Source organism: Blastococcus sp. SYSU D01042 (assembly GCF_054050515.1).
Map to the genome: position 1 here is coordinate 229,717 of NZ_JBJGZM010000001.1, position 26,441 is coordinate 256,157.

The window sequence follows — 26,441 nt, forward strand, 5'->3', positions numbered from 1 at the left end:
CCTCCATGCGCGTCCTCCTCACGCACGCCATCGCCCCCGGCTCGACGTACTACCGCATCGAGGAGCCGGCCCGCGCCGTCCAGGCCGCCGACCTCGGCGTCGAGGTGGCGGTCAGCCGCGGCCTGGGCACCACGATGCGGGCCACGACCGAGGGCGGGCCCATGGAGATCGTCGACGTGGACGCCCAGGGCGCCGACGTCGTCGTCCTGCAGCTGCCGAAGACCGCCGAGATGCTGCAGATCCTGCGCCTGCTGCAGGCGCAGGGCGTGGCCGTCGTCGTCGAGATGGACGACCTGCTCTCCGGCGTGCCCTACGGGCACATGGGCCACCAGGTCCTGGTGCGCACCGGGACCAGCGAGTTCGCCGCGCAGGCCGCCCGCGAGGCCGACCTGGTCACGGTGTCCACACCCGCCCTGCTGCGCGAGTACGCCCGCCACGGCCGCGGCGTCGTCATCGAGAACGCCGTCCCCCGCCGGACCGCCGAGCTGCCGCCGGCCTACGAGCGCACCCCGGACGTCGCGACCATCGGCTGGGCCGGGAGCGTGCCCAGCCACCCGTACGACCTGCAGGAGATGGGGTCGGGGCTGCAGCAGGCGCTGGACCGGACCCGCGGACGCAGCCGGCTGCTCATCCTCGGGCAGAAGTGGGACATGCGGGAGCGCATGGGCCTGCCCGACGAGCCCGACGAGGTGCCGTGGGTGATGGACGTCGACGGGTACGCCGCGCGCCTCGGCGAGCTGTTCGACATCGGTATCGCCCCGCTGCGGGTGGACCGGTTCAACACCTCGAAGAGCTGGCTCAAGCCGCTCGAGTACTCGGCGCGCGGCATCTACTGCGTCCGCGCGCGGACCGACGAGTACGAGCGTCTCGGCCTGGGCCTGCCCGCCCGCGCCCCCAAGGACTGGGCGAAGTGGCTGACCGTCGGCGTCGAGGACGCCGACCGGCGGCGCGAGACGGCCGCCGCGGCCCGCGAGCGGGTGCTGGCCCAGCACCTGACCGAGCACACCGCGGAGCGGTGGGCCGCGGCCTGGCGCACCGCCCGCGAGAACCGCACCCGCGCCGCCGGCACCGGCTCGCTGGCCACCGCGACGAGCTGACCCGCTCCCGCCCCGCACCCTCGACGCCCCGCCCCCGGACCCCCGGTGGCGGGGCGTCCTGCTTCTCCGCGGAAGAGCAGCCCGCTTTGTTGCGGAAGAGCAGCCCGCTTCTCCGGGGAAAAGCAGACAGCGCTCGTGGGGAGGGGCGCGGAAGGTGCCAACTCCCCCGCCCCGGACGGCGCAGGACACGGCGCGGTCACCGCGGGTCACAGCAGACCCGGCTCCCCCACGGGTCGATCCCGGCCACTCGCGGAACACCGCGATGGTCAGCCGCCGGACCGCCGCTGCCGATGAAGGCAGGGCACGGAGAGCACAGCCCTTTCGCCACGGATCGGCGGACCCAGCACTCGTTCGCGAGTGCCTTCCGCGTACCCGGAGGTCGATCGTGCCCTGCTCCTCCCGCCGGCCCGTCCCGTGATCGGCGAGATCACCCCCGCTGCCCTGCACGCCACCCTGTCGGGCCTGGCCCAGCGCCAGCGGGTCACGGCCGACAACATCGCCAACATCAACACGCCGGGGTTCCTGGCCGGCCGCACCGACTTCGAGTCGGCACTCGGCGGCGCGCTGCGCAACGGCGAGACCCCGCGCATCGACGGGGGCACCGTGAGCCGGTCGCTCGAGCCGACCAACACCAACGGCAACAACGTCAACCTGGATGCGGAGACCCTCATCGCGACCGAGACCGGCCTGCGCTACCAGCTGGCCCTCAACGCGCTGGACGGCAAGTACAGCACCATCCGCACGGCCCTGCGGGCGCAAGGATGAGCCTCTTCGGCACGTTCGGCATCTCCGGGTCCGGCCTGATGACCCACCGCAAGTGGCTCGACGCCGTCTCGGACAACATCGCCAACGTCAACACCGTCCGCCGGACCGACGAGGACGCGTTCCAGGAGCGGATGATCGTCGCCGAGGCGGTCGGGTACGGCACCGGCGAGGGCGGCGTGCGCGCCGCGCGCGCGGAGTTCGGCAACGCCGAGGGCCGGCTGGTCTACCAGCCCGACCACCCGCTGGCCGACGACGAGGGCTACGTGAAGTACCCCGACATCGACCTCGGCGAGCAGATGTCCCAGATGATCATGGCGCAGCGGGGCTACCAGGCGAACCTGGCCGTCGTCGAGCGCGCCACCGCCGCCTACCAGGCGGCCCTGCAGCTCGGGAAGGGCTGACCATGACCTTCCCCATCGCCGGCATCCCCGGCGTCAGCGCTCTCGCCGGCATGGGCGGGGTGGCGGGCATCGACAGCACCGCCACCGCCGCCACGACCGGCGCCGCCGACAGCGGCTTCTCCTCGATCCTCGCGTCGTCGTTCGACCAGCTGCAGGCGACCCAGGCGAACGCCGACGGGCTCGCCGCCCAGGCCGCCACCGGCGACCTGAAGGACGTGCACGACTACATGATCGCCAGGAACGAGGCGTCGCTGGCCGTCGAGATGGTCGTCTCCATCAAGAACAAGGCCGTCGAGGCCTTCAACGAGATCATGAGGATGCCCGTCTGATGAAGTCGGCTCTCGCCGGGACGCTGGAGCGTGCCCGCTCCGCGTTCGCCTCGGTCAGCCTGGGGCAGAAGGTCGTCATCGGCCTGCTGCTGGCCGGGCTGCTCCTGGGCGCCTTCTTCTTCTCCCGGTGGATCACCACGCCCACCCAGGCGCCGCTGTTCTCCAACCTGGCCGCCAGCGACGCCTCGGCGATCGTCGAGGAGCTCAACGCCGCGGGCGTCTCCTACGACCTCACCGACGGCGGCCAGACGATCATGGTCGCCAAGGACGCGGTCTACGACCTGCGCCTGCGGATGAGCGGCCAGGGCCTGCCCGCCGGGCAGGACACCGGCTACGCGCTGCTCGACGAGCAGGGCATCACCACCAGCGAGTTCCAGCAGCAGGTCACCTACCAGCGGGCGCTCGAGGGCGAGCTGGCCAAGACCCTGGAGTCCCTGGAGGGCGTCCGGCAGGCCACGGTGCACGTGGCGCTGCCCGAGGACGAGGTGTTCGTCAGCGAGCAGGCGGCCCCCACCGCCTCGGTGCTCCTGGACGTCGCCCCCGGGACGACGCTGTCGGGCGAGCAGATCCAGGCGGTCACCAACCTGGTCTCGGCCAGCGTCCAGAACATGGAGCCCGACCAGGTCACCGTCGCCGACGCGACCGGCCAGGTGCTCTCCAGCCCGGGCACCGGCGTGACCGCCGGCGCCGGCGACGCCCGCTCGCAGGTCGAGACGGAGTACCAGAACCGGCTGGCGGCCAGCGCCCAGCAGATCCTCGACGCGGTGCTCGGCCCGAACCGGGCGGTCGTCTCCGTCCGCGCCGACGTCGACCTGGACCAGCGCGACACCACCTCGAAGACCTACACCTACGAGGAGGGGACGCCGCCGGTCTCGGAGCGGCGGGACGTCGAGGAGTACGCCGGTGGCGGCGGCACCATCGTCGGCGGCGTCCTCGGCCCGGAGAACATGCCCGACGCCGGGCAGAACGCCGGTGGCGGTGACTCCAGCTACACCAAGGAGTCGACGACCGCGAACAACGCCGTGGGCGAGACGACCGAGGTGGTCCAGGCGGCCCCCGGCGGCCTCAACCGGCTGACCGTCTCGGTGGTGATGGACCAGGCGGTCGCCGGGGCCCTCCCGCAGGCCGAGATCCAGGCCCTGGTGGGCAACGCCGTCGGCCTGGACCAGGCCCGCGGGGACGCGATCACCGTCTCCGCGATGCCGTTCGACACCACCGCCGCCGACGCCGCCGCCGCCGACATGGAGGCCGCCCGCGAGGCCGAGGCGTCGGCGCAGATGTGGTCGATGATCCGCACCGGCGGCATCGCCGCCGGCATCGCGCTCGTCGTGCTGGTCGTGTGGCTGCGCTCCCGGCGTCGGGGCGAGGTCGAGGAGGACTACGAGCCCCTCGAGCTCACCGACGACATGCTCGCCGAGCTGGACCGCATCCGGATCGCGAGCACCCGCGAGGAGCCGGTCATCGACAACCACGCCGCCGAGCTGGAGGCCGCGGAGCGGCAGCGGGTGCGCGGCGACATCTCCACCATGATCACCGAGCGCCCCGACGAGGTCGCGGCGATGCTCCGCGGCTGGTTGACGGAGAGCAAGTCATGACCATCACCGGTATCGACGAGCTGACCGCGCTGCCGACGGCGAACCTGCCGGCCGTGGCGCCCCCGGCCGCCCGCCCCGAGCTGCCCGGCCTGCGCAAGGCCGCGGTCTTCCTCGCCCAGATGAGCAAGGAGGAGGCCGGCGTCCTGCTGTCGAAGATGCGGCCCCGCGAGGTGGAGTCGCTGACCCGCGAGCTGATGCGCCTGGGCTCGGTGGAGGTCGAGGACGTCGACGGCGTCATGACCGAGTTCCACACGATGATGACCGCGCAGCAGTTCATCGGCCGCGGCGGCGTCGACTTCGCCCGCGAGATCCTGGCCGCCGGCCTGGGCGAGGACAAGGCGGAGGGCATCCTCTCCCGGCTCAACGTCGTCTACACCGAGGTGCCCTTCGCCTCGCTGCGGAACGCCGACGTGCGGCAGCTGGTCACCTTCCTCAAGGACGAGCACGCCCAGATCATCGCGCTGGTGCTGGCCCACCTCCCGGCCGCGCAGTCCGCCGAGGTGCTGTCCGGGTTCGCCCCCGACCAGCAGGCCGAGGTCGCGCACCGGATCGCCACGATGGACCGCACCTCCCCGGAGATGGTGCGCCTGGTCGAGGAGGAGCTGGGCCGCCGGATGGGCTCGATCCTCGCCCACCAGGACATGTCCACCGCCGGCGGCGTCGAGGCCCTGGTCGAGATCATCAACCGCTCGCCGCGACCGACCGAGCGCTCGATCCTCGAGTGGCTGGACAACACCGACCCGGAGCTCGCCGACCAGGTGCGCTCGCAGATGTTCGTCTTCGAGGACATCGTCACCATCGACGACCGCTCCCTCCAGCTGGTGCTGCGCGAGGTGGAGGCCAACGACCTCGCCACGGCGCTCAAGGGCGTGCGGCCCGACGTGCGGGACAAGATCCAGCGCAACCTCTCCGAGCGCGCCGCCGAGAACCTCTCCGAGGAGATCGAGCTGCTCGGCCCGGTGCGCACCCGCACCGTCGAGGAGGCCCAGGCCAAGGTCGTCGGCGTCATCCGCACCCTCGAGGAGCAGGGTGTCCTGACCATCTCGCGCGGCGGCGACGACGAGTTCGTGGCCTGACGTGACGACCGACTCCCTGCCCGTGCTGCTGCGCTCCACGGAGACCGCAGCCGCGCCCGCCCCCAGGACGCCCCGCGAGGGCGCGGTCCTGCGGGGTGGCGCGGCGAGCACCGCCCGGCCCTACCGGCCGGGCGAGCAGGGCGGCGCGCCCGTCGTCCCGTCGCAGCCCTCCCCCGTGGAGCGGCGCACGGCGGACCGCCGCGCCGCGGACCAGCGCGTGGCGGGCGGCCGGCCGTCCTACCGGCTCGGCGAGGTCTACGCCGAGGAGCTCGACCGGTTGCGCCGCCAGGCGCAGGCCGAGGGCTTCGCGGCCGGCCGCGCCGAGGGCCTCGCCGCCGCCGACGAGCTGGTCGCGGCGGCCGAGCAGGCCGCCGCCGAGCGCGTGGCCGCGGGCCAGGAGCGCTGGGAGCGGCGGATCGCCTCGGCCACCGCGGCCCTCGGTGCCGCCTCCGCCCGGCTCGAGGAGGCCGCGCTGCCGACCGCCGACGAGGTCCGGGAGACCGTCCTGGGCACCGTCCTCACCCTGGTCGAGGACCTCCTGGGCCGGGAGCTGGCCATCGCCGAGTCCCCCGTCCTCGACGCCCTGCACCGGGCGCTGACCCTGTGCCCGGCCGACGCCCCGGCCCTCGTGCGGGTGCACCCCGACGACCTGGCCGAGGTCCCGGCCGAGGCCCTCGCCGCGCTGCCGGACACCGTCCGCGTCGTCGGCGACCCGGCGGTCGAGCGGGCCGGGGCGGTCGCCGAGACCGGCTCCCGCCGCATCGACGCCCAGCTCGTGGCCGCGCTCGAGCGGGTGCAGGCGGTGCTGTCCTCGTGACCCTGCCGGCCTCCCTGCTCACCCGCGCCCGCGCCGCCGCCCGCCCCCAGGTCACCGGCGTCGTGACCGGGGCCATGGGCCTGACGCTCACCGTCGAGGGCGTCGTCGCCGCCGTCGGCGACCTCGTCGAGATCAACCCCGCGACCAGCCCCCTGCTGGCCGAGGTGGTCGCCGTCGGCGCCGGCCGGCTCACCTGCATGCCGCTGGGCACGCTGTCCGGCGTGCACGCCGGCGCGCCGGTCCGGGCGACCGGCCTGCCGCTGCAGGTGCCCGTGGGCGAGGCACTGCTGGGCCGGGTGCTCGACGGGCTCGGCCGTCCGGTGGACGGCGGCCCGCCGCTGGCCTCCCGCGTCTCGTGGGTGGACCTGGCCAGCGAGACGCCGCACGCGCTGTCCCGCGCCCGGGTGGAGCAGCCGCTCACCTTCGGCGTCCGGGCACTGGACACCCTGGTCCCCTGCGGCAAGGGCCAGCGCCTGGGCATCTTCGCCGGGTCCGGCGTCGGCAAGTCCAGCCTGCTCGCCCAGATCACCCGCGGCACCGACGCCGACGTCCGGGTGATCGGGCTGATCGGCGAGCGCGGCCGCGAGGTCCGGGAGTTCATCGAGGAGAACCTCGGCGCCGAGGGGATGGCGCGCACCGTCGTCGTCGTCGCGACGTCGGACGAGCCACCGCTGGTCCGGCTGAAGGCCGCCTTCGTCGCCACGCGCATCGCCGAGGCGTTCCGCGACCAGGGCCGCGACGTGCTGCTGCTCATGGACTCGATCACCCGCACGGCCATGGCCCAGCGCGAGGTCGGCCTGTCCGCGGGTGAGCCGCCGGCGACCCGCGGCTACCCGCCGAGCGTCTTCGCGATGATGCCGCAGCTGCTGGAGAAGGCCGGCACCGGTGCGACCGGCTCGATCACCGGGCTGTACACGGTCCTGGTCGAGGGCGACGACCACAACGAGCCGATCGCCGACACCGCCCGCTCCATCCTGGACGGGCACGTCGTGCTCACCCGCAAGCTCGCCACCGTCGGGCACTTCCCGGCGATCGACGTCCTGGAGTCGATCTCCCGCGTCGCCTCCGCGGTGGTGCCGCCGGCGCTCATGACCGACGCGCGGGAGGTCCGCCGGCTCATGGGGGCCCTGCGCGACGTCAAGGAGCTCATCGAGATCGGCGCCTACCAGCCCGGCAGCGACCCGCTGGTCGACCGGGCCCGTGAGCTGGCCCCGCAGATCGAGGCCTTCCTGCAGCAGCCGATGGGCGAGTCGACGCCGACGCCCGAGGCGTGGGCGTGGCTGCAGCGGATCGTGCGGTCCTCGTGAAGAAGCCCGCCTTCCGGCTGCAGCCGGTGCTCGAGCTGCGCCGCACCCAGGAGCGCGCCGCGGCCGTCGCGTCGGCCCGGGCGGCCCAGGCCGCGGCCGACGCCGAGCTGCGCGCGACCGCGTACGAGACGACGCTGGCCGGCGCCTCGCTCCCCCGCTCCCTGCCGTCGGGCGACTTCCTCGCCGCCCTGACCATCCTGCGCTTCGCCGCGACCGACGCCTCCGACGCGCGCGCGGCCGCCCGCGCGTCGGCCGAGCAGGCCGAGGCGGTCCGCGCGCAGTGGACGGCCGCGGCGCAGCGCACCAAGGCGCTCGAACGCCTGCGGGAACGGCACCGCGAGGCCCAGCAGCACGCCGAGGCGGCCGCCGAGGAGCGCGCCGTCGACGACCTGGTGACCGGCCGCGCCGGCCGGCCCGCGACCGAGGAGGACCCGTGGACGGGCTGAGCGCGGTCCAGGCGCGGATCAGCGAGATCCAGGCGCGCTTCACCCCGCAGATCGCGACCGCGTCGACCGGGTGGGCGTCGGCCGCGGCCGCCGCCGGGCTGACCGGCACCACCTCGACGACGACCACCACCGCGCCGGCCGCCGCCGGGACCGCCTCGGAGCAGGCCGTGGTCGCCGAGGCGAGCAAGTACCTCGGGGTGCCCTACCTGTGGGGCGGCACCGACCCGGCGAAGGGCCTGGACTGCTCCGGCCTGGTGAAGCTGGTCTACGGCAACCTCGGCGTCGACCTGCCCCGCACCTCCTCGCAGCAGGCCACCAGCGGCACCGCGGTCGCCTCGCTCGCCGACGCCCGCCCGGGTGACCTGGTCTTCTTCGACAACTCCTCCGCGCGGGCCGGCATCGACCACGTCGGCATCTACGTGGGCGGCGGCAAGATGATCGCCGCCCCGCAGGCGGGCGAGAACGTCAAGATGCAGGACGTCGGCACCCCGACGTCCATCCGGCGGGTGCTCCCGGCAGGTGCGCCGGCCGCGCTGCCCACCGCCGGTGCCGGCGGGGTCGCGGGCGTCCCCTACGCCAACCTGTTCACGAGTGCCGGCGCCCGCCACGGGATCGACCCCGCGCTGCTGGCCGCCGTCGCCTCGGTCGAGTCGAGCTTCGACCCCGGCGCGGTCTCCCCCGCCGGCGCCCAGGGCCTCATGCAGTTCATGCCGGCCACGGCGGCCGGCCTCGGGGTCTCGCCGCTCGACCCGGCCTCGGCCGTCGACGGCGCGGCCCGCTACCTCACGAGCCTCACCGGCCGGTTCGGGTCGACCGAGCTGGCCCTCGCCGCCTACAACGCCGGCCCCGGCGCGGTGAGCCGCCACGGCGGCATCCCGCCCTACGCCGAGACCCAGAACTACGTCCGCGCAGTCATGAGCAAGGCGGAGAGCTACCGATGAGTGCACCCGTGATGCCGGCGGCCCCGGCCCCCCGCGCAGCCACGACCGGCGCGACGTCGGGCAGCGGAGGGGTCGACAGCGCCGCGCCGTTCGCCTCCGCGCTCGACGGCGCGCTCGCCGAGGGCCGCGACGCCGTCGGCGAGGGGACTCCGGGCGACGGCGAGCAGCCCGGCTCGGGCGCCGGCGAGGACGCCGCCGTCCCGCCGGAGGCCGCCGCGCTCGCGGTGACCGCCGCCGTCCCCCTCGCCCCGCCGGTGTGGGCGCTCGCCCTCGGCGCGACGACGGGCACGATCGCGCCGGAGACCGCGGGCACGGGTGCGGCGGTGGCGGTGGCGGTGGCGGCGACGGTCCCGGGCCTGCCCGGCGCGGCGGCCCTCGCCGGCGTCCCGGTCCCGGCGGACACCCCGCCCGCCGGCGTCCCCGGTCTGCCCGCGGGCGCCGCACCGGCGTCCGCGACCGGGCTGCCCCCCGGCCTCGTCGTGGTGCCCGCGCCCGCGACCGAGGCGGCGCCGGGCAGCGCACCCGCCTCGCTCCCGACCCTGCCCGGCGCCGGCGACCCGACCGCCGTCGGGGCGGCCGCGGTGCCGCTGGCCACGGGTGCGCAGGCCCCTGCGGGCCAGGTGCCCGCGGAGGCCGCGGGCAGTTCGTCCACGACCCCGGCCGGGCTGTCCGCCGCGACCGTGCCGGCAGCCGGCACCGGTGCGGACGGCACCGGGACGGGCGACACCGGGACGGGCGGCTCCGGCCCGGGTACCGGCGGCTCCTCCCCCGGCGACGAGGCGACCGCTCCCGCGGCCTCCGTGCTCCCCGGCGCCGCTCCCGCGACGGCGGCTCCGGTTCCGCCCGCCGTCGCGGTCCCGGCCGGCGCGACGGGCGACGCGGCCAGCCTGCCCGTGGCCGGTCAGGTCGCCCGGCAGGTCGCGGTGCTCCGCGGCGCACCCGACGGCTCGCACACGATGACGCTGGTCCTGACCCCCGAGACGCTCGGGCCGGTCGAGGTCTCCGTCACCGTCACCAAGGGCACCGTCGACCTGTTCCTCCGCGGGGCGCACGAGCAGGGCCGCGCCGCGCTCCTCGACGCCCTCCCCGACCTGCGCCGCGACCTGGAGACCGCCGGGCTGACCACGTCGCGGGTCGAGGTGGCCCGGGACAGCGGCGGCTCGTGGCTGGACCGGCACGCCGCCGGTCAGCAGGCGCAGCAGGGCTGGGGGGACCGCCCCGGGCAGCAGGGCGCGCCCGACGGGCGGTCACGGTCCTGGCTGACCCCTGCCGATAGCGGAGAGACCAGGACCGTCCCGACCACCGGAACGGCGTCGTCGGGCGTCGACGTCCGCGTCTGAACAGGAGACCACCCCATGACAGACCCGGTCGGCGGCTACGGCAACGTGCCCACCACCCAGGCGACCCAGCAGGTCGACCGGGGTGACCAGATGGGCAAGGACGTCTTCCTCAAGCTGCTGGTCGCCCAGATGCGCTACCAGGACCCGTCCAACCCGGTCGACTCCTCGCAGATGATCGCCCAGACCGCCACCTTCACCCAGGTGGAGAAGCTGGAGCAGATCGCCTCGACCAGCGCCACCGCGCTCGTGCTCCAGGAGCACGCGGCCGCGGGCGCCATGGTCGGCCGCCAGGTCACCTACACCGACACGACGGGCACCTCGAGGACCGGGCTGGTCAGCTCCGTGCGGCTGGCCTCCGGCAACTCCGAGGCCGTGGCGATCGTGGACGGCCAGCAGGTCCAGGTCGGTCGCATCACCGCCATCTCCACCACCACGCCGAGCTCAGGGACGAGCTCCTCCGCGGCGTCCTGACCCACTTCCCGCCCGACCCCCGAGGAGACCCTCCCCATGCTCCGCTCCATGTTCTCGGCCATCTCCGGCCTCAAGGCCCACCAGACGAAGATGGACGTCACCGGCAACAACATCGCCAACGTCAACACCGTCGGCTACAAGAGCAGCAGCACCGTCTTCCAGGACACGCTGTCGCAGGTCGTCCGGGCCGGCGGCGCCCCCGCCGCCGAGCGCGGTGGCACGAACCCCGCGCAGGTGGGCCTCGGCGTGAAGCTCGCCGCGATCACCACGAACTGGACCAACGGCGCCGCGCAGTCCACCGGCCGCTCGACCGACTTCATGATCGAGGGCGACGGCTTCTTCGTCACCCGCGGCAGCGGCGCCGAGCAGCTCTACACCCGGGCCGGCTCCTTCGACTTCGACGCCACCGGCCGGCTGGTGACCCCGGACGGCAGCATCCTGCAGGGCTGGATCGCCGAGCCCGACGGGACGATCAACCCCAACGGCCCCATCGAGGACCTCTCGGTCCCCTACGGCGCCACCGTGCCGCCCACCGCCACCCGCACCTCCACCGTCGAGGGCAACCTCGACTCCGCCGCCGCGACCGGGGCCTTCGTGCAGACGCCGGTGCGCATGTTCGACCAGATGGGCGTCCGCCAGGAGGTCACCTACACCTTCACCAAGGCCGCCGCGGCGAACACCTGGACCCTGACGGTGGCCAACGGCGGCGGCGCACTGCCGCTGACCAACGCCGACGGGACTGCCTTCGACGGCACGGTCACCTTCGGCACCGACGGCGTGATGACGGCGCCGACCGGCGGCATCCGCTTCACGCCGGGCACGCCCAGCTGGCCCGGCACGGTGGACATCGACCTGTCCGCGATCGACCAGTTCGGCGGCAAGAGCGAGGTCGTCCCCTCCGACGTGGACGGCTACGCGATGGGCACCCTGCAGGGCTTCTCGCTGTCCAACGACGGCACGATCACCGGCACCTACTCCAACGGGCTGCGGCAGAACCTCGGCCAGCTGGCGATGGCGTCGTTCAACAACCCGAGCGGCCTGGAGAAGGCCGGCAACTCCGCCTTCCGCGTCGCCCAGAACTCCGGCGAGCCGATGGTCGGCGTGGCCGGCACCGGCGGTCGCGGCGTGCTCTCCTCCGGCGCGCTGGAGATGTCCAACGTCGACCTCTCCGAGGAGTTCACCAGCCTGATCGTCGCCCAGCGCGGGTTCCAGGCCAACAGCCGCGTGATCACCGCCTCCGACGAGCTCCTCCAGGACCTGGTCAACCTCAAGCGCTGACCGAGGGCCTCCCTGCTGCTCGCCGGTAGGGAGGCCGTCCGCGGGATCGCCGACCTCGCCCGCTCCCCCGCGGGGGCGCGCGAGGTCGGCGGCGCCGTCGGCTCAAGGACTTCTCAGCGGGAGCCGATGGTCACCGTGACGAATCCTCCCGCACCGCCACCGCCCCACCGAGCAAGAGGACCGACCCGTGATCCGTGTGACCCGCCTGAACGGGGAGCAGTTCGCGCTCAACCCCGACCTCATCGAGCGGGTCGAGGCGCACCCCGACACCGTCGTCTTCCTGACCGAGGGCACCCGGTACGTGGTCAAGGAGACCGTCGACGAGGTGCTGCTGGAGATCCGGGAGTACCGCGCGGGGATCCTCGCGACCTCCTACGAGATGGACCGCGGCGAGTACCGCGCCCTCGTGCCCGAGCTGGCCGAGGTCTCCTCCGTCGTGCCCTTCCCCGGACGCGAGGAGCGCTGACCCATGGATCCGGCCACCCTGATCGGCTTCGGCGTCTCCGTCGTCGCCCTGTTCGTCTTCATGACCCTCGAGGGCGTCTCGCCCTCGGCGCTGATCTTCCTGCCCGCCATCGTCCTGGTCATCGTCGCGACGTTCGGCGCGGCGGCGGCCAGCCAGACGATGGAGGACCTGAAGAAGCTCCCGGCCTGGTTCAAGATGGCCCTCCTGCCGGCCAAGGTCCCGGCGGCCTCCGACCAGATCCAGACCCTGGTCAGCCTCGCCGAGAAGGCCCGCAAGGAGGGCCTGCTGGCGCTGGAGGCGCAGGTCAAGGCGATCGAGGACCCGTTCCTCAAGCGCGGCCTGCAGATGGGCATCGACGGCACCGACCCCGAGGAGCTGCGCACCGTCCTCGAGAGCGAGATCGCGGCCAAGAAGGCCGAGGACAAGGTCGCCGCCAAGTTCATGAACGCGATGGGCGGCTACGCGCCGACCATCGGCATCCTGGGCTGCATCGTCGGCCTGATGAACGTGATGGGGAACCTGAACAACCCCGAGACGCTGGGCCCCATGGTCTCCGCGGCGTTCATCGCCACGCTGTGGGGCGTCATGGCGGCCAACTTCTGGTTCCTGCCGATGGGCGCCAAGATCCTCCGGGTCAGCGAGCTGCAGGCCGCCCAGATGGAGCTGCTGGTCGAGGGGATCGCCGAGATCCAGGCCGGCACCAGCCCGCGCGCGGTCCGCCAGAAGCTCAGCGCGCTCATCCCGCCGAGCGAACTCGCCAAGGCCGCGGCGTGAGTGCCGGTCACGGCCGTCGCCGCGGCAAGAAGCACGAGGAGCACGAGGAGCACGAGAACCACGAGCGGTGGCTGGTGTCGGCCTTCGACATGATGACGCTGCTGTTCGTGCTGTTCGTGGTCCTCTTCGCGATGAGCAAGGTGGACGAGCAGAAGTTCGCCGCCCTGGCCAAGGGCCTCGCCGAGAGCTTCGGCGGCCCGATCACCGTCTCCCCCGGGCCCACCCCGGAGGGGTCGGTCCTCGACGGGCTGCCCGGCGCGGTCGACATCGCCTCGGCGCTGCCGCCGGACGACACCGTCTCGGAGGCGGCGGTCGACGCCGCGGCCGCGCAGGCGGCGCTCGAGCGCGCCGAGCGGGTCGCGAACGAGGCGCAGGGCGCCTACGACGAGCTGGCCGCCGCGCGCGAGCAGCTCGCCGGGGCCCTGGACGAGGCGGGCTACGCCGGTGCCGCCCGGTTCGAGATCGACGAGCGCGGCCTGGTGGTGCACATCGTGGCCGACGCCGTCCTGTTCGACGCCGAGGAGGCCGTGCTGCGCCCCGAGGGCCAGGCGATCCTGAGCGCCGTGGCCCCCACCCTCACCGGGCTGCCCAACCAGCTCCGCGTCGAGGGCCACGCCAACCACCTGCCCGTGACCGCCGGCGGCCCCTGGCCGTCGAACTGGGAGCTCTCGGGCTGGCGGGCCAGCACCGTGCTGCGGTACCTGACCGGGGACGGCGTCCCCGAGGACCGCATCTCCGCGGCCGGCTACTCGTCGACCAAGCCGCTGGTCCCGATCACCGACCCCACGGCGATCAGCGTCAACCGGCGCGTCGACGTCGTCGTGCTGTCCACCGCCTCGCCCGAGGCGAACGCCCTGCTGCCGGGCCTGGAGTCCAACGCGCAGGCAGCCACCACCGGGGCGACCGCCCCGGCAGCCGCACACGAGGAGGCTCACGGATGAGCAAGGAACCGCAGACCGAGACGACCGACGAGGACGCCCCGAAGGGCAAGAAGAAGCTGTTCCTCGTCATCGGCGTGGCCGTGCTGGCCCTCGCCGGGGCGGCGTACTTCTTCCTCTTCTCCGGTGGCGAGGCCGAGGCCGCGGCACCCGAGCACGGCGGGTACACCGCGCTGGAGCCGATCGCGGTCAACCTGGCCGGCGGGGGCTACCTGAAGATCGGCATCACGCTGGACTACACCGCGGCCGCCGCGGGTGGCGGTCACGGCGGGGGCGGCGTCGACGGCGCCAAGGCCTACGACGCGATCATCTCGACCTTCTCGCAGGCCAACCCGGCCGACGTCGTCAGCGCGCGGGAAGCGCTCAAGGAAGCCCTCGAGCAGAAGATCATCGCCGCCTACACCGAGCACGAGGTGCCCATGGTCATGGGCATCTACTACACGGAGTACGTCACCCAGTAGCAGCGCCCGTGCACCAGGGCAGGACCTGCCGGTCCTGCCCTGGTGCTCCCGGCCGGTCCGCCGTCCCGCCGGCCCCTCCCGCACCACCCGGCACAGCGTTCCCGCCCGACCGGTGGCAGCTCCCCGGCCGGTCAGGGTGACCCCGTTCCCCGCCGATGAGAACGTGCGTGACCACCCCCGAGACCGGCCCCGCTCCCCGCGGGACGGGCGCCCAGGCACCGGCCGGTGCGCCGATGGGCGCCCGCAGCCGCCGGGGTGAGCCGCGCACCTACGACTTCCGCCGGCCCACGAAGCTCTCCCGCGAGCACGTGCGCGTCATGCAGATCGCGCAGGAGAACTTCGCCCGCCAGGCGACGACGATCCTCACGACCTTCCTGCGCACCGGCGCCCGCATGGAGCTGCGCAGCATCGAGCAGTTCTCCTACGACGACTACGTCCAGACGCTGCCCGACCCGGTCTTCATCACCACGTTCACGATCGAGCCGCTGGCCGGCAAGGGGATGCTCGCCTACCCGCTGGACATCGCGATGGCGATCGTCGACCACATGCTCGGCGGCTCCGGCGCCGCCGCGCAGCCCAACCGGCCGATGACCGGGATGGAAACCACCATCACCACCCATCTCCTGGACCGGCTGCTCAAGGAGTTCGCCACCTCGCTGGGCTCCATCACCGATCTGCAGCCGGTCATGACCGGCTTCGAGTACAACCCGCAGCTGGCCCAGGCCGCCGCCGGCTCGGACACGGTCATGGTCGCCAACTTCGCCATGGCCGTGGGCAGCCGCGAGGGCGAGGCCACGCTGGTCCTGCCGTTCGCCTCGTTCGCCTCCGCGCTGAACAACGCCGCCTCCCCGCAGCTGTCGGAGTCCGCGCTGCGCAAGCGCAAGAAGGCGGCCGAGGCCCTGGCCGCCCGCCTCAACCTCGTGCCGGTGGACGTCAGCGTGCGCTTCGCGCCGCTGCAGGTCTCCTCGGCCGACCTGCTCTCGCTCGCCGTCGGTGACGTGCTGCTGCTGCGCCACCCGCGCGACAGCCCGCTCGAGGTCACCACCAACGACGCGACGTTCGCCTACGCGATCGCCAGCAACCACCGGCGCCGCCTGGCCGCCTCGATCGTCCCCACCCCGCACGCCGCCGCCGCGAAGGACACCGCATGAGCACCGACAGCTCCCAGGACTCCCAGACCGTCACCGCCGTGGTGGCGGCCGCGGCCCGCGCCGCCGCGAGCCTGGTCCCGGCGACCACGCAGCTGGTCGCGGGCAGCCCGGTCAGCGACCCCGACACCGTCCCGCTCCCCCCGGCGGCCGCCTCGGCGGTCAGCGCCGGCCTGTCCGGTGAGGTCAGCGGCGACGTCGTGCTGGTCGTCTCGGCCGACGTCGTCGAGGCGCTGAGCAACTCCCCCGTCGGCAAGATGGACGTCGCCGCCGCGCTGCGCCCCGCGCTGGAGGCCGCCGCCGCCACGCTCGGCCGGGTGCGGGTCGCCTCCGAGCGGGTCGAGGAGCCGGTCGCCGCGCTCGACGGGCTGCGCGACAAGGGCATGTTCGTCGCCGTCCCGCTCATGGCCGACGGCGAGCACCAGGCGACGTTCGCGCTGCAGGTGACCCTGCCCGCGGCCCGCAGCCAGACCGGCAGCCTCGAGCTGCTGCGGCACGTGGCCATGGAGGTCACCGTCGAGATCGGCCGCACCCGGATGACCGTGCAGGAGCTGCTCTCGCTGCACCCCGGCGAGGTCGTCGAGCTCGACCGCGCGGCCAGCGCCCCGGCCGACCTGCTGGTCAACGGCACCCTCATCGCCCGCGGCGAGGTCGTCGTCGTCGACGAGGACTTCGGCCTGCGGATCAGCGAGATCGTCAGCGACGCCGCCGAGCTCGGGGCCTCCGCATGACCTGGATGATCATCCGGCTGGTCCTGTCCCTGGGGTTCATCGCCGCGGTGCTGCTGTTCGCCGCGCGGCTGGCGAAGAAGCGCGGGCTCGGGCAGGGCTCCGGGCTGATCGAGGTCGTGGCCCGCCAGCGGATGGGGCGCACGAGCACGCTCAACGTCGTCCGCATCGCCGACGTCGTCCTCGTCGTCGGCGCGACCGAGGAGCAGGTCACCCTGCTCGCCGAGATGGATCCCGACACCGTCGACGCCGCGCTGCGCGAGCGCACGCCGGTGCGGCTGGCGAGCGCCCGCGAGCAGGACGCCGACGACTCCCCCACGCTCGTCGCCCGGACCCCCACCTCCCGCGCGCTCGCGGGCTCCGTGCTCGACCGCGACGGCTGGGGCAACCTGGTCCACCAGCTGCGCGAGCGCACGGTCCGCCGGTCATGACCGCCCTGCTCCGGCGGCGCGCGCGCCCGGCCGCGACCCGGTGGCGCGCGACGGTCGTCCTGCTGCTCACCCTGCTCGCCGGCGTGGCCGCGGTGCTGCTGGCCGGTCCGGCCGGCGCGGCGCCCACGGAGCCGACCGCGCCCAGCGAGCCGGTCGTCCCGGGCGTCGGCGGTGCCGACGGCGGGGTGGACATCTCCATCGGCGGCGGCTCGGCGAGCACGTCGATCACGCTGATCCTCGCGATCACCGTGCTGTCGGTGGCTCCCTCGGTGCTGCTGCTGGCGACCTCGTTCACCAAGATCATCGTCGTCCTGGGCATCACCCGGAACGCCCTCGGGCTGCCCACGTCGCCGCCGAACCAGGTGCTCACCGGGCTGGCGCTGTTCCTGACCCTGTTCGTCATGGGGCCGGTGCTCGGCGACATCAACGAGGTCGCGGTGCAGCCGTACATGGACGGCGCCATGACGGTCTCCCAGGCCTACGACGCCGGCGTCGTCCCGCTGCGGGAGTTCCTGCTCGGCAACACCCGCGAGGACGAGCTCGCGCTGATGGTCGACCTCTCCGGCGAGGAGGCCCCGGCCGACGCGAGCGCGGTCAGCATGACCACGCTGGTCCCGGCGTTCGTGCTCTCCGAGCTCAAGAGCGCGTTCATCATCGGGCTGGTCATCTTCATCCCGTTCCTGGTGCTCGACATGCTCGTCAGCGCCTCGCTCATGGCGATGGGCATGATGATGGTGCCGCCCACGATCGTGTCGCTGCCGTTCAAGCTGCTGCTGTTCGTCGTGGTGGACGGCTGGTCGCTGATCACCACCGCGCTCGTCGGCTCCTACGGGGGTGGGTAGCCGATGAGCGACGCGGACGTCACCGAGATCGCGCTGCAGACCATGCTGCTGTCGGCCAAGGTCGCGGCGCCCATCCTGCTCACCGCCCTGGCGGTGGGGTTCCTGATCTCGCTGTTCCAGGCGGCCACCCAGATCCAGGAAGCGACCCTGTCCTTCGTCCCGAAGATGATCGCGGTGGCCATCGTGCTGCTGATCACCGGGAACTGGATCCTCGCCTCGGTGGTCGACTTCACCGAGCACCTGTTCGCCCAGCTGCCCCGACTGCTCGACCGGACCTGAGCGATGGACCTCTCGGTCCCCGCCGTCACCCTGGTCGCCCTGCTGCTGGGCACCGCCCGGGCCGCCGGGTTCGTGCTCCTGGCCCCGCCGTTCAACTCCCGGAGCATCCCCGGTCCGGTCAAGGGCGCGCTGGCCATGGCGCTGTCGCTGCTGCTGTCGACGCAGATCGCGCCGTCGCTGCCCGAGCCGACGGCCGGCTTCATCGTCGTCGCCGCCTTCACCGAGGTGGTCATCGGCGCAGCGCTGGGCTTCGTCGTGCAGCTGCTGTTCACCGCCGTCCAGATGGCCGGCGACCTGATCGACGTCACCGGCGGTTTCTCGCTGCAGCCGGCCTACGACCCGCTGGCCATGACGCAGAACGCCGCGATCGGCCGGCTGCACTACCTGCTGGCGATCACGCTGCTGTTCACCAGCGGCGGGCACCTGCTGCTGGTGAAGGGGTTCGCCACCTCCTACGAGGGGATGCCCGTCGGCGGGGAGGTGCCGGTCGACCAGCTCGGCGCGGTGCTCGTCCAGGCGGTGTCCATGATGTTCCTGGCCGCGCTGCAGATCGCCGGCCCCATGGTCGCGGTGCTCCTGCTGGCCGACGTCGCGCTCGCCCTGCTCAGCCGGGCCGCGCCGGCCCTCAACATCTTCGCCATCGGCTTCCCGGTGAAGATCACCCTGACGCTGCTGATGCTCGGCCTCACCTTCCCGCTGCTGCCCCCCGCGCTCGACGCGCTGCTCGAGCACGGGGTGCGGGCCATGACGTCGCTCCGGAGCGGGTGACCCGTGGCCAAGGACGGTCCCGGCGGTGAGAAGACCGAGAAGCCCACTCCCCAGCGCCTGAAGAAGGCGCGCAAGGAGGGGCAGGTCGCCCGCACCCAGGAGCTCGGCACCTGGTCGGGCATCGCGGCGGCCAGCGTGCTGCTGCCGATGGTGGCCGGCAACGGCTTCGCGGAGGTGCAGATGCTCTTCGTGCAGATCCGGGCGGTCGCAGCACAGCCCGAGGCGTCCGCGATCGCCGCGCTGCTGGGCCAGGCCCTCACCGCGTTCATGATGACGGTGCTGCCGCTGGCGCTCGGGTTGATGGTGGTCGGCCTGGTCGCGGCCGCCAGCCAGGGCGGCATCGTGTTCGCCAGCAAGGGGATGAAGCCGAGCTTCAAGAAGTTCAACCCGGTCACGGGCATCAAGCGCATGTTCGGCACCCAGGGCCTCTGGGAGGTCGTCAAGGCGCTGATCAAGACCGTGGCGCTGGGCGTCGTCGTCGTCGTCACCAGCGACCGGGCGCAGACGCTGGTCTCCTCCGCCGGTGCGCTGCCGCTGTCCGCCGTGGTCGACACCTTCGTCGACTCGGCCATCCTGATGTTCCGCGTCGTGGCGCTGACCGGGCTGGTGCTGGCCATCGCCGACTACGTCGTCGTCCGGGCGAAGATGATGAAGCAGCTCAAGATGAGCAAGTACGAGATCACCCAGGAGCACAAGCAGGCCGAGGGCGACCCGCACATGAAGGCCCACCGCAAGGGCGTGGCCCTGTCCATGTCGCGGAACCGGATGATGGCCGAGGTCGCCGAGGCCGACGTCCTGCTGGTCAACCCCACCCACGTCGCCGTCGCGCTCAAGTACGAGGCGGCCAAGGGCGCACCCCGCGTCGTGGCGAAGGGCGCCGGCGAGGTGGCCGCGAAGCTGCGCGAGATCGCCGCGGAGGCGCGGGTGCCGATGGTGCAGGACATCCCGCTGGCCCGCGCCCTGCACGCCTCGTGCGACCTGGGCCAGGAGGTCCCGGCGCAGCTGTTCACCGCCGTCGCCCGCGTGCTGGCCTTCGTGATGCACCTGGGCGCCCGCGGCGTGCGCGGCGGGCTGCACCGCCCCGGCTTCGAGGCGCCCGACACCACCGACCTGCCCAAGGCCGGCCGCCGGCGGGTCGTCCAGCCCGCCGCCTGACGGCGGTACCGACCGGCCTCCGGACTGCCGATGCAGTGCGTGTGAAGGGCTTCAGCAAGGTCGCGGTGCCCGTGGGCGTCGTCGCGATCGTGCTCATGCTGGTCGTGCCCGTGCCGGCCGCCCTCATGGACCTGTTCATCGGGCTGAACCTCGCGGTCTCCCTGCTGATCCTGCTCGTGGCCATGCAGATCAAGAAGCCGCTGGACTTCGCGGTCTTCCCCTCGCTGCTGCTCATCGCCACGCTGTTCCGGCTGGCGCTCAACGTCTCCTCGACGCGGCTGGTCCTCACCGACGGCTACGCCGGCAAGGTCATCGACGCCTTCGGCCACATCGTCATCGCCGGCTCGCTGGTCGTCGGACTGGTGATCTTCGTGATCCTCACCGTCGTGCAGTTCGTGGTGATCACCAACGGTGCCGGCCGCGTGGCGGAGGTCGGTGCCCGCTTCACCCTCGACGCCATGCCCGGCAAGCAGATGGCCATCGACGCCGACCTGAACGCCGGGCTGATCAACGAGGCGCAGGCCCGCAAGCGCCGCCACGAGGTCACCGCCGAGGCCGACTTCTACGGCTCGATGGACGGCGCCTCGAAGTTCGTCAAGGGCGACGCCATCGCCGGCATCATCGTCACCCTGGTGAACCTGATCGGCGGGTTCGCCATCGGCGTCATGCAGCGCGGCCTGGCCCCCGGCGAGGCGGTGACGACCTACTCGCTGCTGACCGTCGGCGACGGTCTGGTCTCGATGATCCCGGCGCTGCTGATGTCCACCGCGACCGGCATCATCGTCACCCGGTCGGCGACCGAGGGCGACATGGGCACCGACCTCATCGCCCAGCTCGGCCGGTTCAAGCAGCCGGTGCAGATCGCCGGTGGCGCCGCCCTCGCCCTCTGCCTGATCCCCGGCCTGCCCAAGCTGCCCTTCCTGGTGGTCGGCGGCCTGTTCCTGCTCGCGGCGGCGCGGATGACCGAGACGCCGGAGGTGGACGAGGAGGCCGAGGCCGCGGCTGCCGCGGCGGAGGCCGAGCCGCAGCCGGACTCCCCCGAGGCCATCGTCGAGAAGATGCGGGTCGACCCGCTGGAGCTCGAGGTCGCCTTCGACCTCGTGGAGCTCGTGGACACCTCCCGCGGGGGCGACCTGCTCGACCGGGTCAAGGCGCTGCGCCGCAAGGTCGCCATGGAGACCGGCCTGGTCATCCCGCTGGTGCGCACCCGCGACAACCTCGACCTGCAGGGCTCGCAGTACGTCATCTGGCTCAACGGCGTCCCGGCGGCCAAGGGCATCTCGCCCGCCGGCACCGTGCTCGCCATCGGCGACAACCTCGACGGGCTGCCCGGCAAGGTCACCCGCGAGCCGGTCTTCGGCCTGGCGGCCAAGTGGGTGCCGATCGAGCTCCAGCGCGCCGCGGAGATGGCCGGCGCCACCGTGGTCGACCGCTCCTCGGTGATCACGACGCACCTGGCCGAGGTCGTCCGCCAGAACGCCGCGGACCTGCTCGGCCGCGAGGACGTGCGCCTGCTGGTGGAGATGGTCCGCCGCACGCACCCCGTCGTCGTCGAGGAGCTGACCCCCTCGCTGCTCACCCTGGGCGAGGTGCAGCGGGTGCTGCACGCGCTCCTCGAGGAGGGCGTCTCCATCCGCGACCTGGTCCGCATCTTCGAGGCGCTGTCCGTGCGCGCCAAGCAGTCGACCGACCTCGACGGGCTCGTCGAGGCCGCACGCGCCGCGCTCGGCTCGGCGATCAGCCACCCGTACGTGACCCCGGACGAGCGGCTCCACGTGTTCACCCTCGACCCGGGCTTCGAGCAGCGCCTGCTCGAGTCGGTGCGGCAGAGCGAGGCCGGTGCCGTCCTGGCGCTGGACGCCGGCGCCGTCGACGCCCTGGTCGTCGGGTGCGGGGGGCTGCTCGAGGAGGCCGAGCGCCAGGGCCTCTCCCCCGTGCTCGTGTGCTCCCCGCAGGTCCGTTCCGCCCTGGCCCGCCTCATGCGCCAGGTCCTGCCCCGCCTGCCGGTCATCTCGTACGCCGAGGTCAGCCGGACGGCACAGATCGAGTCGCTGGGAGTTGTGAGCGGTGCCGTTGCGATCCGTTGAGGCTGCTACCCGCGACGATGCGATCGCGGCAGCGCGCGAGCAGTTCGGTCCTTCCGCCCGGGTCGTCGGCGTCCGCCGCGTCCGCTCCGGTGGCGTGCTCGGGTTCTTCGCGACCGAGCGCTACGTCGCCGAGGTCGCGCCCGAGCCCGCCGGTGCACCGGTGCTCCCCGTCGCCGCCCCGGCGCGCCCGGCCGGCGCGCTGACCGAGGACCCCGACACCGGGTCGCTGGCCGCCTACGGTTCTCCGCTGGCCGCGGCCGCGCCTGCACGGGCGCGCACGGCCCCGCCCCGCAACGGCGCCTCGGCGTGGGCTGCGGAGGCCGCGCGCTCGGGCTCCCCGGCGGCCCGGGAGCTGGTCGGGTCGGCGGTCGGGCACCGTCCCGCGGCGGCCCGTCCCCTCCCTGCGGACGACGCCCGCGTCGACGAGCTCGCCGGTCTCCTGGGGGCCCCGTTCGCTGCGCCGGTCGCAGAGCCGGGGGCGCCGTCGACGGCGGCGCCCGTCCGGTCCGGTGTGGCGCGGGCCAGCTTCCCGCGGGCCACCCGGGAGGTTCCGCCCGAGGTCGCCGACGCAGGCGCCGACGAGCCGGCCTCCGGCGCACCCTCACCGTTCACCGCCGCGCTCGCGCGGATGGTCGCCGGCGACCGCGACGTGCAGCACGCGGTGCGCGAGGCCCTGGAGACGTCGGAACCGTCCCGGTCGGGAAGCCAGACAGCGGTGTGGTCGCGTGCGACGCACCAGGAGGAGGAAACGGTGGGGAACCAGGTCATCGCGCCGCCCTCCACGTCGGTCGACGAGCGGGCGGAGCTGCCCTCCTGGGCGGACGAGGCGCCGGCTCCGGTCGGGTCGTTCGCGAGCCGGCTGTCCGCGCACCTCGGTGCCGAGCCGGTCGCGGTGGAGCCCGTCCCGGTCGTCGCCGCGCCGGTCTCCCGGGAGGAGGAGATCGCCGAGGTGCTCCGCGCAGCCCTGGCCGAGGGGCACTCGGACGACGCGCTGGCCGGCATCCTGCGCAAGGTCGTCGCCGGCGACTCGCCGCGGGACGCGCTGGCCGAGCCGGTCGCCGAGCTGCCGGTCGTGGAGGTGGTCGAGGCGCCGGTCGTCGAGGCGGCCACGATCGAGGCGGCCACGATCGAGGCGGCCACGATCGAGGCGGCCACGATCGAGGAGTCCCCGGTCGTGGAGTCCCCGGTCGTGGAGGTCCCGGTCGACGAGGTCCCGGTCGACGAGACCGTCGTGCCCGAGCCCGCCGTCCCCGAGCCCGCCGTCCCCGGTTTCGACCTCTTCGCCCCGGTGGCGTCCCCGGTCGCCTCCCCGGTCGCCGTCGCGCCGGCCGAGCCCGCCCCGCTGCCGCCGGTCCAGCTGTGGGGCGAGGCTCCCGAGCCGGCCCCGGTCGCGCCCGCCGAGAGCCCGACCCCGGACCTGCTCATCTGGGGCCCGCCCGCGTCCGCCGCGCCGTCGCTGTTCGGCGCCCCTGCGTCCGAGCCCGCACCGGTCGACGTCCCGCAGGTCGGCACCCCGCTGTTCGGGACGCTGTTCGAGGCCCCGGCCACCGAGGCGCCCCTCCCCGACACCCTGTTCGGCACCCCGCTGGTCGACGCCCCTGCCGACGAGGTCCCCGCCGTCGACGAGCCGGTGGACGTCGACGTCACGGAGCCGGTCGAGCCCGACCTCCCCGCAGCCGAGCCCGTCGTCCCCGAGGAGTTGGGCCTGGAGCCGGCACTGGTGCTGGCACCCACGGCCAGCGACCCCGCCCCGCCCGTGCGGCCCGCGGCGATGGACGCGACCACGGTCATGCCGCCGCTGTCGCTCCTGCCGGGGTCGTCGTCCCGGGGCCGCGGTCTGCCCCCCGTGCCGCCGCGCACCGGCCGCCCGCCGGTGCCGCCGTCGCCGGCCCGCGCCGCCGCCCCGACCGCGGGCAGCCGCACCTCCGAGCTGGCCACGGTCACCCGGCTCCCGGTCGCCCCGCTGAGGGCCACCCCGGAGACCCCGGAGCTGCCCGGGCTCGCGAGCCTGGCCGACCTGATCGAGGCCGACCGGTCCGGCCTGCTCGACGCCGCCGACCTCCCCGCGCTCCTGCCCGTGCGGCCGGCCCGCGTGCGCATCGACCCGCCGCGCACCCCGGCGGAGGTCGTGTCCCGGCTCGCGGACCTGGGCGTCCCGGCGGACCTGCTGGACGCCGCCTTCACCGCCGCCGTCGCGGCGGACGGCACCTACGCGGCCCTCACCCGCGCGCTCGGCGAGCGACTGGCCGAGGCCCCGGAGCTCCCGACCGGCGCCGGCGACGTGCTCTTCGTGGTGGGCCCGGGTGTCGAGACCCTGCGGGCCGCGCGCTCCCTGGCCGCGACGCTGCGGCTGGACACCGACCGCGTGCAGTGGGCCACCCGCGGGGACCTGGTGGGCCTCGCGCCCGAGAGCAGCCGCATGAGCACGATCGACGCCGCGCTGCGCCGTCGCCAGGACGCCGCGGCGTCGGGCACGGTGACGATCGTCGCCGTCGACGCGCCGCTGCGCACCGACGCCTACTGGATGGCCCAGATGCTGGCCATCTGGTCGCCGGTCGCCGTCTGGGCGGTCGTCGAGGCGACCCGCAAGCCCGAGGACCTCGAGCACTGGATCGACGGCCTCCCGCGCGTCGACGCGCTCGTCGTGCAGGACACCGACCTCTCCGCCGATCCCGCTGCCGTGCTGCACCGCCTCGCCGCCCCCGTCGCGGTCGTCGACGGCGTCCGCGCGACGCCGCACCGCTGGGCGTCGGTGCTGTGCGAGCGGCTGGAGAGCGCACCGGCATGAACCCGTTGCGCTGGGACGTGCTCCTCGTCGGGTTCGTGCTGGCCCTGCCGGTGATCGCGCTCGGGCTGCGCGGCGACTTCACCGCCGAGGAGGTGGTGGTGCGGCTGCCGTGGTGCCTGGCAGCCGGGTGGGGTGCGGTGGCGCTGCTGCGCCTGGTCGCCACGCCGCCCGCGCCGGCCCGCAAGCCCGGTCCTCGGCGCCCCGCACCTGCCGTGGCCGAGGACGAGCCCGCCGCCTGACGCCGCTCACCGCCGTCCGGGTGTTCCCCGCGCTCCCGGGGTCCCGCAGGTCCCCGGGAGCGCGGGAGCGGCTCAGAGGGGCAGGTCCTCCAGCATCTCGGTGACCAGCGCGGCGATCGGCGAGCGCTCGGAGCGGGTCAGCGTGATGTGCGCGAACAGCGGGTGCCCCTTGAGGTTCTCCACCACGGCGGCGATGCCGTCGTGCCGGCCGACGCGCAGGTTGTCGCGCTGGGCGACGTCGTGGGTGAGCACCACCCGCGACCCGGCGCCGAGGCGGGAGAGCACGGTGAGCAGCACACCGCGCTCCAGCGACTGCGCCTCGTCGACGATCACGAACGAGTCGTGCAGCGACCGCCCGCGGATGTGGGTGAGCGGCAGCACCTCGATCAGCCCGCGGTCGGCGATCTCGTCGAGCACCGCGGTCGAGACCAGCGCACCGAGCGTGTCGTACACCGCCTGCGCCCAGGGCGACATCTTGTCGCCCTCGCTGCCGGGCAGGTACCCGAGCTCCTGCCCGCCGACGGCGTAGAGGGGCCGGAAGATGACCACCTTCTTGTGCGCCCGCCGCTCCATCACCGACTCCAGGCCGGCGCACAGCGCGAGCGCCGACTTGCCGGTGCCGGCGCGCCCGCCGAGGGAGACGATCCCGATGTCCGGGTCGAGCAGCAGGTCGAGGGCAACGCGCTGCTCGGCCGAGCGGCCGTGCAGCCCGAACGCCTCCCGGTCGCCCCGCACCAGGCGCACCTTCTTGTCCGGGAGCACGCGGCCCAGGGCCGACCCGCGGGAGGACAGCAGCACCAGGCCGGTGTGGGTCGGCAGCTCGGCGGCCGCGGGCAGGAACGCCTCACCGGCGTCGTACAGCTCGCCGAGCTCGGCGTCGTCGAGCGACAGCTCGGCCATGCCGGTCCAGCCCGTGTCGACGGCGTCGTGCACCCGGTACTCGTCGGTCGCCAGGCCCACCGCGGCCGCCTTGACCCGCAGCGGCACGTCCTTGGTGATCAGGCAGACGTCGCGGCCCTCGGCACGCAGGTTCAGCGCCACGACCATGATCCGGCTGTCGTTGCTGTCGTTCCGGAAACCGGCCGGCAGCACGGCGGGGTCGCTGTGGTTGAGCTCCACGTGCAGCGTGCCGCCGGCCTCCCCGACCGGCACCGGGGCGTCCAGCCGGCCGTGCCGCACGCGCAGGTCGTCGAGCATGCGCAGCGACTGGCGGGCGAACCAGCCCAGCTCGGGGTGGTCGCGCTTGCCCTCCAGCTCACCGATCACCACGAGCGGGAGCACCACGTCGGAGTCGCCGAAGCGCAGCAGCGCGCCGGGGTCAGACAGCAGGACCGAGGTGTCGAGGACGTACGTGCGACGAGGGTTCACGTGACAGCTCCCGTGGGGCGCGCGGCACGCCCCGACTCGAAGGTGGCCGGGCCCCGGCACGGAGGCCGGGCGCCGGCCCCCCTGGTCGACGAACTCGTCAGCACCA

At 74.0% G+C, this 26,441-nt stretch carries 28 protein-coding genes; 27 read left to right on the forward strand and 1 reads right to left on the reverse strand.

Annotated features, from left to right (window positions below; translation table 11 throughout):
* Positions 1–5 precede the first annotated feature (5 nt).
* The 27 genes from ACI79H_RS01165 (at position 6) to ACI79H_RS01295 (ending at position 24,967) form a co-directional block, all read left to right on the forward strand.
* Entirely contained in the window at positions 6–1,097 is a 1,092-nt protein-coding gene (locus ACI79H_RS01165; protein WP_456552537.1) for a glycosyltransferase family protein, read from the forward strand.
* 414 nt (positions 1,098–1,511) lie between these two features.
* Positions 1,512–1,862: a flagellar basal body rod protein FlgB gene (flgB, locus tag ACI79H_RS01170; protein ID WP_456552538.1), complete on the forward strand. Its 351-nt coding sequence runs from the start codon at positions 1,512–1,514 to the stop codon at positions 1,860–1,862.
* Entirely contained in the window at positions 1,859–2,263 is a 405-nt protein-coding gene (gene flgC / locus ACI79H_RS01175) for a flagellar basal body rod protein FlgC (RefSeq protein WP_456552539.1), read from the forward strand. Before flgB ends, flgC begins: the two co-directional genes overlap by 4 nt.
* Before the next feature lie 2 nt (positions 2,264–2,265).
* On the forward strand, positions 2,266–2,592 hold the full coding sequence (fliE, locus tag ACI79H_RS01180) for a flagellar hook-basal body complex protein FliE (RefSeq protein WP_456552540.1): 327 nt from the start codon (positions 2,266–2,268) through the stop codon (positions 2,590–2,592).
* Positions 2,592–4,187: a flagellar basal-body MS-ring/collar protein FliF gene (gene fliF / locus ACI79H_RS01185; RefSeq protein WP_456552541.1), complete on the forward strand. Its 1,596-nt coding sequence runs from the start codon at positions 2,592–2,594 to the stop codon at positions 4,185–4,187. Before fliE ends, fliF begins: the two co-directional genes overlap by 1 nt.
* Complete coding sequence (gene fliG / locus ACI79H_RS01190; protein WP_456552542.1) at positions 4,184–5,263, forward strand: flagellar motor switch protein FliG; 1,080 nt, start codon at positions 4,184–4,186, stop codon at positions 5,261–5,263. Before fliF ends, fliG begins: the two co-directional genes overlap by 4 nt.
* A gap of 1 nt (position 5,264) precedes the next feature.
* Positions 5,265–6,080 (forward strand): FliH/SctL family protein, encoded by an 816-nt coding sequence (locus ACI79H_RS01195; protein ID WP_456552543.1) that lies wholly within the window; start codon positions 5,265–5,267, stop codon positions 6,078–6,080.
* Positions 6,077–7,387: a FliI/YscN family ATPase gene (locus ACI79H_RS01200; protein ID WP_456552544.1), complete on the forward strand. Its 1,311-nt coding sequence runs from the start codon at positions 6,077–6,079 to the stop codon at positions 7,385–7,387. Before ACI79H_RS01195 ends, ACI79H_RS01200 begins: the two co-directional genes overlap by 4 nt.
* Positions 7,357–7,833 carry a flagellar export protein FliJ gene (locus tag ACI79H_RS01205; protein WP_456552545.1) on the forward strand — a complete coding sequence of 159 codons (477 nt, stop codon included), beginning with the start codon at positions 7,357–7,359 and terminating at the stop codon, positions 7,831–7,833. Before ACI79H_RS01200 ends, ACI79H_RS01205 begins: the two co-directional genes overlap by 31 nt.
* Positions 7,821–8,774, forward strand: coding sequence for a transglycosylase SLT domain-containing protein (locus tag ACI79H_RS01210; protein ID WP_456552546.1), 954 nt, complete (start codon positions 7,821–7,823; stop codon positions 8,772–8,774). The genes ACI79H_RS01205 and ACI79H_RS01210 overlap by 13 nt, the downstream gene beginning before the upstream one ends.
* Positions 8,771–10,114, forward strand: a complete 1,344-nt coding sequence (locus ACI79H_RS01215) for a flagellar hook-length control protein FliK (RefSeq protein ID WP_456552547.1) — start codon at positions 8,771–8,773, stop codon at positions 10,112–10,114. Before ACI79H_RS01210 ends, ACI79H_RS01215 begins: the two co-directional genes overlap by 4 nt.
* A 15-nt stretch (positions 10,115–10,129) precedes the next feature.
* A complete protein-coding gene (locus tag ACI79H_RS01220) occupies positions 10,130–10,585 on the forward strand; it encodes a flagellar hook assembly protein FlgD (protein WP_456552548.1) in 456 nt (151 codons plus the stop codon).
* 36 nt (positions 10,586–10,621) lie between these two features.
* A complete protein-coding gene (locus ACI79H_RS01225) occupies positions 10,622–11,863 on the forward strand; it encodes a flagellar hook protein FlgE (protein ID WP_456552549.1) in 1,242 nt (413 codons plus the stop codon).
* A 187-nt stretch (positions 11,864–12,050) separates the two neighbouring features.
* Positions 12,051–12,329 (forward strand): flagellar FlbD family protein, encoded by a 279-nt coding sequence (locus ACI79H_RS01230; protein WP_456552550.1) that lies wholly within the window; start codon positions 12,051–12,053, stop codon positions 12,327–12,329.
* A gap of 3 nt (positions 12,330–12,332) precedes the next feature.
* On the forward strand, positions 12,333–13,103 hold the full coding sequence (locus ACI79H_RS01235) for a motility protein A (RefSeq protein WP_456552551.1): 771 nt from the start codon (positions 12,333–12,335) through the stop codon (positions 13,101–13,103).
* Positions 13,100–14,044: a flagellar motor protein MotB gene (locus tag ACI79H_RS01240; protein WP_456552552.1), complete on the forward strand. Its 945-nt coding sequence runs from the start codon at positions 13,100–13,102 to the stop codon at positions 14,042–14,044. The genes ACI79H_RS01235 and ACI79H_RS01240 overlap by 4 nt, the downstream gene beginning before the upstream one ends.
* Entirely contained in the window at positions 14,041–14,502 is a 462-nt protein-coding gene (locus ACI79H_RS01245) for a flagellar basal body-associated FliL family protein (RefSeq protein WP_456552553.1), read from the forward strand. The genes ACI79H_RS01240 and ACI79H_RS01245 overlap by 4 nt, the downstream gene beginning before the upstream one ends.
* A gap of 167 nt (positions 14,503–14,669) precedes the next feature.
* Entirely contained in the window at positions 14,670–15,653 is a 984-nt protein-coding gene (locus ACI79H_RS01250; protein WP_456552554.1) for a flagellar motor switch protein FliM, read from the forward strand.
* Positions 15,650–16,381, forward strand: a complete 732-nt coding sequence (gene fliN, locus ACI79H_RS01255; protein ID WP_456552555.1) for a flagellar motor switch protein FliN — start codon at positions 15,650–15,652, stop codon at positions 16,379–16,381. Before ACI79H_RS01250 ends, fliN begins: the two co-directional genes overlap by 4 nt.
* Positions 16,378–16,809 (forward strand): FliO/MopB family protein, encoded by a 432-nt coding sequence (locus tag ACI79H_RS01260; protein WP_456552556.1) that lies wholly within the window; start codon positions 16,378–16,380, stop codon positions 16,807–16,809. The genes fliN and ACI79H_RS01260 overlap by 4 nt, the downstream gene beginning before the upstream one ends.
* Complete coding sequence (fliP, locus tag ACI79H_RS01265) at positions 16,806–17,651, forward strand: flagellar type III secretion system pore protein FliP (RefSeq protein WP_456552557.1); 846 nt, start codon at positions 16,806–16,808, stop codon at positions 17,649–17,651. Before ACI79H_RS01260 ends, fliP begins: the two co-directional genes overlap by 4 nt.
* A gap of 3 nt (positions 17,652–17,654) precedes the next feature.
* Positions 17,655–17,930 carry a flagellar biosynthesis protein FliQ gene (gene fliQ / locus ACI79H_RS01270; protein WP_456552558.1) on the forward strand — a complete coding sequence of 92 codons (276 nt, stop codon included), beginning with the start codon at positions 17,655–17,657 and terminating at the stop codon, positions 17,928–17,930.
* 3 nt (positions 17,931–17,933) lie between these two features.
* Positions 17,934–18,698: a flagellar biosynthetic protein FliR gene (gene fliR / locus ACI79H_RS01275; RefSeq protein ID WP_456552559.1), complete on the forward strand. Its 765-nt coding sequence runs from the start codon at positions 17,934–17,936 to the stop codon at positions 18,696–18,698.
* Between the two features lie 3 nt (positions 18,699–18,701).
* A complete protein-coding gene (locus ACI79H_RS01280) occupies positions 18,702–19,853 on the forward strand; it encodes an EscU/YscU/HrcU family type III secretion system export apparatus switch protein (RefSeq protein WP_456552560.1) in 1,152 nt (383 codons plus the stop codon).
* Between the two features lie 41 nt (positions 19,854–19,894).
* Entirely contained in the window at positions 19,895–21,940 is a 2,046-nt protein-coding gene (gene flhA, locus ACI79H_RS01285; RefSeq protein ID WP_456552561.1) for a flagellar biosynthesis protein FlhA, read from the forward strand.
* Between the two features lie 94 nt (positions 21,941–22,034).
* Positions 22,035–24,728, forward strand: coding sequence for a hypothetical protein (locus tag ACI79H_RS01290; protein ID WP_456552562.1), 2,694 nt, complete (start codon positions 22,035–22,037; stop codon positions 24,726–24,728).
* Entirely contained in the window at positions 24,725–24,967 is a 243-nt protein-coding gene (locus ACI79H_RS01295; RefSeq protein ID WP_456552563.1) for a hypothetical protein, read from the forward strand. The genes ACI79H_RS01290 and ACI79H_RS01295 overlap by 4 nt, the downstream gene beginning before the upstream one ends.
* A 72-nt stretch (positions 24,968–25,039) precedes the next feature.
* Here the strand turns inward: ACI79H_RS01295 and ACI79H_RS01300 are convergent, their stop codons facing one another.
* Positions 25,040–26,335, reverse strand: a complete 1,296-nt coding sequence (locus tag ACI79H_RS01300; RefSeq protein ID WP_456552564.1) for a PhoH family protein — start codon at positions 26,333–26,335, stop codon at positions 25,040–25,042.
* Positions 26,336–26,441 lie beyond the last annotated feature (106 nt).

What these genes read in the sequence shown, in the direction of transcription:
- ACI79H_RS01165 (WP_456552537.1), top strand. Translation starts at nt 6, where the DNA reads ATGCGCGTCCTCCTCACGCACGCCATCGCCCCCGGCTCGACGTACTAC.
- flgC (WP_456552539.1), top strand. Translation starts at nt 1,859, where the DNA reads ATGAGCCTCTTCGGCACGTTCGGCATCTCCGGGTCCGGCCTGATGACC.
- fliE (WP_456552540.1), top strand. Translation starts at nt 2,266, where the DNA reads ATGACCTTCCCCATCGCCGGCATCCCCGGCGTCAGCGCTCTCGCCGGC.
- fliF (WP_456552541.1), top strand. Translation starts at nt 2,592, where the DNA reads ATGAAGTCGGCTCTCGCCGGGACGCTGGAGCGTGCCCGCTCCGCGTTC.
- fliG (WP_456552542.1), top strand. Translation starts at nt 4,184, where the DNA reads ATGACCATCACCGGTATCGACGAGCTGACCGCGCTGCCGACGGCGAAC.
- ACI79H_RS01215 (WP_456552547.1), top strand. Translation starts at nt 8,771, where the DNA reads ATGAGTGCACCCGTGATGCCGGCGGCCCCGGCCCCCCGCGCAGCCACG.
- ACI79H_RS01220 (WP_456552548.1), top strand. Translation starts at nt 10,130, where the DNA reads ATGACAGACCCGGTCGGCGGCTACGGCAACGTGCCCACCACCCAGGCG.
- ACI79H_RS01225 (WP_456552549.1), top strand. Translation starts at nt 10,622, where the DNA reads ATGCTCCGCTCCATGTTCTCGGCCATCTCCGGCCTCAAGGCCCACCAG.
- ACI79H_RS01235 (WP_456552551.1), top strand. Translation starts at nt 12,333, where the DNA reads ATGGATCCGGCCACCCTGATCGGCTTCGGCGTCTCCGTCGTCGCCCTG.
- ACI79H_RS01245 (WP_456552553.1), top strand. Translation starts at nt 14,041, where the DNA reads ATGAGCAAGGAACCGCAGACCGAGACGACCGACGAGGACGCCCCGAAG.
- fliN (WP_456552555.1), top strand. Translation starts at nt 15,650, where the DNA reads ATGAGCACCGACAGCTCCCAGGACTCCCAGACCGTCACCGCCGTGGTG.
- ACI79H_RS01260 (WP_456552556.1), top strand. Translation starts at nt 16,378, where the DNA reads ATGACCTGGATGATCATCCGGCTGGTCCTGTCCCTGGGGTTCATCGCC.
- fliP (WP_456552557.1), top strand. Translation starts at nt 16,806, where the DNA reads ATGACCGCCCTGCTCCGGCGGCGCGCGCGCCCGGCCGCGACCCGGTGG.
- fliQ (WP_456552558.1), top strand. Translation starts at nt 17,655, where the DNA reads ATGAGCGACGCGGACGTCACCGAGATCGCGCTGCAGACCATGCTGCTG.
- fliR (WP_456552559.1), top strand. Translation starts at nt 17,934, where the DNA reads ATGGACCTCTCGGTCCCCGCCGTCACCCTGGTCGCCCTGCTGCTGGGC.
- ACI79H_RS01295 (WP_456552563.1), top strand. Translation starts at nt 24,725, where the DNA reads ATGAACCCGTTGCGCTGGGACGTGCTCCTCGTCGGGTTCGTGCTGGCC.